This is a genomic window from Kribbella sp. NPDC104740 (assembly GCF_055583505.1).
The window spans coordinates 1-5,121 of sequence record NZ_JBVJNV010000013.1; the positions used below are offsets into that span (position 1 = coordinate 1).

At 56.3% G+C, this 5,121-nt stretch carries 2 rRNA genes; both read left to right on the forward strand.

Annotated elements, in window-relative coordinates:
• Positions 1 to 9: 9 nt before the first annotated feature.
• A 16S ribosomal RNA gene (locus ACZ6Z4_RS38725) occupies positions 10 to 1,525 on the forward strand.
• A gap of 465 nt (positions 1,526 to 1,990) precedes the next feature.
• Positions 1,991 to 5,114 (forward strand): 23S ribosomal RNA (locus ACZ6Z4_RS38730).
• The 16S and 23S rRNA genes sit together here, the layout of an rRNA operon.
• Positions 5,115 to 5,121: the final 7 nt, after the last annotated feature.

The following is a 5,121-nucleotide window of genomic DNA, read 5'->3' on the forward strand; positions in this document are numbered from 1 at the left end:
ATATAGATTTCAACGGAGAGTTTGATCCTGGCTCAGGACGAACGCTGGCGGCGTGCTTAACACATGCAAGTCGAGCGGTAAGGCCCTTCGGGGTACACGAGCGGCGAACGGGTGAGTAACACGTGAGCAACCTACCCTCAACTTCGGGATAAGCCTCGGAAACGGGGTCTAATACCGGATATCACTCCGAGCTTCATGGTTTGGGGTTGAAAGTTCTGGCGGTTGGGGATGGGCTCGCGGCCTATCAGCTTGTTGGTGGGGTAATGGCCTACCAAGGCGTCGACGGGTAGCCGGCCTGAGAGGGCGACCGGCCACACTGGGACTGAGACACGGCCCAGACTCCTACGGGAGGCAGCAGTGGGGAATATTGCGCAATGGGCGAAAGCCTGACGCAGCAACGCCGCGTGAGGGATGACGGCCTTCGGGTTGTAAACCTCTTTCAGCAGGGACGAAGCGAGAGTGACGGTACCTGCAGAAGAAGGACCGGCCAACTACGTGCCAGCAGCCGCGGTAATACGTAGGGTCCGAGCGTTGTCCGGAATTATTGGGCGTAAAGGGCTCGTAGGCGGTTCGTCACGTCGGGAGTGAAAACTCGGAGCTTAACTCCGAGCCTGCTTCCGATACGGGCAGACTAGAGGTAGGCAGGGGAGAGCGGAACTCCTGGTGTAGCGGTGGAATGCGCAGATATCAGGAAGAACACCGGTGGCGAAGGCGGCTCTCTGGGCCTTACCTGACGCTGAGGAGCGAAAGCGTGGGTAGCGAACAGGATTAGATACCCTGGTAGTCCACGCCGTAAACGTTGGGCGCTAGGTGTGGGGGACATTCCACGTCTTCCGTGCCGCAGCTAACGCATTAAGCGCCCCGCCTGGGGAGTACGGCCGCAAGGCTAAAACTCAAAGGAATTGACGGGGGCCCGCACAAGCGGCGGAGCATGCGGATTAATTCGATGCAACGCGAAGAACCTTACCTGGGTTTGACATATAGGGAAATCCTCCAGAGATGGGGGGTCCGTAAGGGTCCTATACAGGTGGTGCATGGCTGTCGTCAGCTCGTGTCGTGAGATGTTGGGTTAAGTCCCGCAACGAGCGCAACCCTCGTCCTATGTTGCCAGCACGTTATGGTGGGGACTCATAGGAGACTGCCGGGGTCAACTCGGAGGAAGGTGGGGATGACGTCAAGTCATCATGCCCCTTATGTCCAGGGCTTCACGCATGCTACAATGGCCGGTACAAAGGGCTGCGAAACCGCAAGGTGGAGCGAATCCCAAAAAGCCGGTCTCAGTTCGGATTGGGGTCTGCAACTCGACCCCATGAAGTCGGAGTCGCTAGTAATCGCAGATCAGCAACGCTGCGGTGAATACGTTCCCGGGCCTTGTACACACCGCCCGTCACGTCATGAAAGTCGGCAACACCCGAAGCCGGTGGCCTAACCCTTGTGGAGGGAGCCGTCGAAGGTGGGGCTGGCGATTAGGACGAAGTCGTAACAAGGTAGCCGTACCGGAAGGTGCGGCTGGATCACCTCCTTTCTAAGGAGCATTCGGCGATCGACCCGCAAGGGTGGTCGCCCATTCGACGTTTACTAGACACACGTTCTAGTGCGTCGGTGCTTCGGAATGTGGAACATTGACCATTAGATGTGCAGCGGAACCGCTGAAACTAGTACTGCTTCTTCGGGAGCGTGGAACGTGGACGGGGTCGAGTGAATCATCGAGGCGCGCTGTTGGGTCCTGAAGGATCGGGCACTGGAATCCTTGCGGATTCTCAGGTTCGATTTCTTCTAGGCCGCTACCCACACTTCGGTGTGGGGGTGTGGTTGGGGCCGGCTCTCACCAAACTTCTGGTGATGATGCTTCTTGAGGGTGTGTTTTCCCTTCGAGAGACATGATCCGAGGGTAGTGGTGATGTAGGGCTGGTGTTCCTGCCCGTATTTTGAGAACTGTATAGTGGACGCGAGCATCTTTGTAGCAATTTTATTGTTCCTTGTGTATGTGTGACAAGCTACTAAGGGCAATCGGTGGATGTCTAGGCACCAAGAGCCGATGAAGGACGTAGGAGCCTGCGATAAGCCCCGGGGAGTTGGCAACCAAGCTGTGATCCGGGGGTGTCCGAATGGGGAAACCCAGCTGGCATTCTAAAGCCAGTTACCAGTTCCTGAACACATAGGGTTCTGGAGGGAACGCGGGGAAGTGAAACATCTCAGTACCCGCAGGAAGAGAAAACAATAGTGATTCCGTGAGTAGTGGCGAGCGAAAGCGGATGAGGCTAAACCATGTGCGTGTGATAGCCGGCGTGCGTTGCGTATGTGGGGTTGTGGGAGCATTCAGGGCCTAATGCCGTGGGTCCAGGGAGTTATAAATCGTTGTTGAAGCCGAACCGGTTGGAATGCCGGGCCGTAGTGGGTAATGGCCCCGTAGGTGTAAGACGGCGACTTCCGAGTGTTTTCCCGAGTAGCACGGAACTCTTGAAATTCCGTGTGAATCTGGCGGGACCACCCGCTAAGCCTAAATACTTCTTGGTGACCGATAGCGGACTAGTACCGTGAGGGAAAGATGAAAAGTACCCCGGGAGGGGAGTGAAATAGTACCTGAAACCGGTTGCCTACAATCCGTCGGAGCATCTCCTTGTGGGGTGTGACGGCGTGCCTTTTGAAGAATGAGCCTGCGAGTTAGTGGTGTGTGGCGAGGTTAACCCGTGTGGGGTAGCCGTAGCGAAAGCGAGTCTGAATAGGGCGTTTTAGTCGCATGCTCTAGACCCGAAGCGGAGTGATCTATCCATGGGCAGGTTGAAGCGCGGGTAAGACCGCGTGGAGGACCGAACCCACCAGGGTTGAAAACCTGGGGGATGACCTGTGGATAGGGGTGAAAGGCCAATCAAACTCCGTGATAGCTGGTTCTCCCCGAAATGCATATAGGTGCAGCGTCGTGTGTTTCTTACCGGAGGTAGAGCACTGGATGGTCTAGGGGGCTTACCGGCTTACCGAAATCAGCCAAACTCCGAATGCCGGTAAGTGAGAGCGCGGCAGTGAGACTGCGGGGGATAAGCTCCGTAGTCGAGAGGGAAACAGCCCAGATCACCAGCTAAGGCCCCTAAGCGATTGCTAAGTGGAAAAGGATGTGGAGTTGCCCAGACAACCAGGAGGTTGGCTTAGAAGCAGCCACCCTTGAAAGAGTGCGTAATAGCTCACTGGTCAAGTGATTCCGCGCCGACAATGTAGCGGGGCTCAAGCAATCCGCCGAAGCTGTGGCATTCACATTTGTACTCGGCCAGAACTTGATTCTGGTCCAGGTGTGTGGATGGGTAGGGGAGCGTCGTGCAGCGTGTGAAGCAGCAGAGTGATCTAGTTGTGGATGCTGCACGAGTGAGAATGCAGGCATGAGTAGCGAATGACGGGTGAGAAACCCGTCCGCCGAATGATCAAGGGTTCCAGGGTCAAGCTAATCTGCCCTGGGTAAGTCGGGACCTAAGGCGAGGCCGACAGGCGTAGTCGATGGACAACGGGTTGATATTCCCGTACCGGCATTAACACGACCCGACCGAGGTCACTGATGCTAAGAACCGAAAGTACTGATGCCTTCGGGTTGATGTATGGACCGTTCGATCCTAGGTGGTATTAGGTGCACTGAGGAGTGACGCAGGAGGGCAGTCCAACCGCGGCGATGGTAGGCGCAAGCTGATCCGCGGGCAAGGTGGTAGGGCGAGGCATAGGCAAATCCGTGTCTCATGAGCCTGAGAACCGAGGCGGACCCGTTCAGGGGAAGTGGATGATCCCATGCTGCCGAGAAAAACTTCGTAGTGAGTGTTAGAGCCGCCCGTACCCCAAACCGACACAGGTGATCAGGTAGAGAATACCAAGGCGATCGAGTGAACCATGGTTAAGGAACTCGGCAAAATGCCCCCGTAACTTCGGGAGAAGGGGGGCCGGATACGTTACACCACTTGCTGGTGGAAGCGTTGATGGCCGCAGAGACCAGGCCCAAGCGACTGTTTACTAAAAACACAGGTCCGTGCGAAGAAGTAATTCGATGTATACGGACTGACGCCTGCCCGGTGCTGGAACGTTAAGGGGACAGGTTAGCTGGTTTAGGCCGGCGAAGCTTTGAACTTAAGCGCCAGTAAACGGCGGTGGTAACTATAACCATCCTAAGGTAGCGAAATTCCTTGTCGGGTAAGTTCCGACCTGCACGAATGGCGTAACGACTTGGGCGCTGTCTCAACCATGGACTCGGCGAAATTGCATTACGAGTAAAGATGCTCGTTACGCGCAGCAGGACGGAAAGACCCCGGGACCTTTACTACAACTTGGTATTGGTGGTCGGTACAACTTGTGTAGGATAGGTGGGAGACTGTGAAGCTCGGACGCCAGTTCGGGTGGAGTCATCGTTGAAATACCACTCTGGTTGTTCTGGCTGTCTAACTTGGGTCCATTATCTGGATCAGGGACAGTGCCTGGTGGGTAGTTTGACTGGGGCGGTCGCCTCCTAAAAGGTAACGGAGGCGCTCAAAGGTTCCCTCAGCCTGGTTGGCAATCAGGTGTCGAGTGTAAGTGCACAAGGGAGCTTGACTGTGAGACAGACATGTCGAGCAGGGACGAAAGTCGGAACTAGTGATCCGGCGGTGGCATGTGGGAGCACCGTCGCTCAACGGATAAAAGGTACCCCGGGGATAACAGGCTGATCTTCCCCAAGAGTCCATATCGACGGGATGGTTTGGCACCTCGATGTCGGCTCGTCGCATCCTGGGGCTGGAGTAGGTCCCAAGGGTTGGGCTGTTCGCCCATTAAAGCGGCACGCGAGCTGGGTTTAGAACGTCGTGAGACAGTTCGGTCCCTATCCGCTGCGCGCGCAGGAGACTTGAGAAGGGCTGCCCCTAGTACGAGAGGACCGGGGTGGACGAACCTCTGGTGTGCCAGTTGTTCCGCCAGGAGCACGGCTGGTTGGCTACGTTCGGGAGTGATAACCGCTGAAAGCATCTAAGCGGGAAGCACGCTTCAAGATGAGGTCTCCCACCGAGTTAATCGGGTAAGGCCCCCAGTAGACCACTGGGTTGATAGGCCAGAGGTGGAAGCGCCGTAAGGTGTGGAGCTGACTGGTACTAATAGGCCGAGGGCTTGTCTCAACACCAC